1 protein-coding gene is annotated in these 997 nt (G+C 38.4%); it reads left to right on the plus strand.

Going from position 1 to position 997, the window contains the following annotated elements; translation table 11 throughout:
• Window positions 1–595 precede the first annotated feature (595 nt).
• Entirely contained in the window at window positions 596–748 is a 153-nt protein-coding gene (locus tag ACGF63_RS22905; protein WP_387633382.1) for a Hok/Gef family protein, read from the plus strand.
• Window positions 749–997 lie beyond the last annotated feature (249 nt).

Here is a 997-nt window from a genome sequence, read left to right on the forward strand (position 1 = left end):
GCTGTTTTCATGGATTACGAACCCAAGTAAGAGCAACGGCGGGGAGCAATCCCCGCCATCTCTAATGCTGTTAAACATGGCTCTCAAGCGCCCGATCACCAACTATTAATTGCTATCCCGTCATTTTATCCATATTTTTATAATATCATTGCTTATGTGATCTGTTTATATATCTGATGAATTTAAAAGTCGAATAGAATGGGTAGGGTGAAGTATATTAAAGGGATTAATATCGAAATAGATAAAAATTTCCTTTTATTTAAATCTATAAACGCCGGTATATATCAATTAATGCTAAAATTTCAGCGGTTTTAATTTGTGTCATTTCCGCTGGGGTTTATACCGAATATCAGCCGTAAATCACAAGTCAGGGATGGCTTACTGTAAATAAACTCAGAAATATAATGTAATATATAGATATCTGTATTTTGCTTTGGTATATTCTGGGCGGGCGCTTGAGACTATCTGTCTCTGGCGCGCTGGAGCGGATAGAAGAAAGCCCCAAATGATCTTTCAATCAATTTGAGGCCTATTCTTTATGCTTCACAACATAAGATTAGCCTCTTACACGCCGAAAGGCAAGGAGACGCTAACCATGAAACAGCAAAAAGCGATACTTATCGCTATTATCGTTATCTGTATTGCCGCGTTAGCGGCTGTGCTGGTCACGAGGAAGGATCTCTGTGAGGTTCGCATCCGAAGCGGCCAAACGGAGGTTGCTGTTTTCATGGATTACGAACCCAAGTAAGAGCAACGGCGGGGAGTAATCCCCGCCATCTCTAATGTTGTTGAACATGGCTCTCAAGCGCCCGATCACCAACTATTAATTGCTATCCCGTCATTTTATCCATATTTTTATAATATCATTGCTTATGTGATCTGTTTATATATCTGATGAATTTAAATGTCGAATAGAATGGGTAGGGTGAATTATATTAAAGGGATTAATATCGAAATAGATAAAAATTTCCTTTTATTTAAATCTATAAACGCCAGT

This window comes from Photorhabdus sp. RM322S (genome assembly GCF_042879395.1).
GTDB lineage: Bacteria > Pseudomonadota > Gammaproteobacteria > Enterobacterales > Enterobacteriaceae > Photorhabdus > Photorhabdus khanii.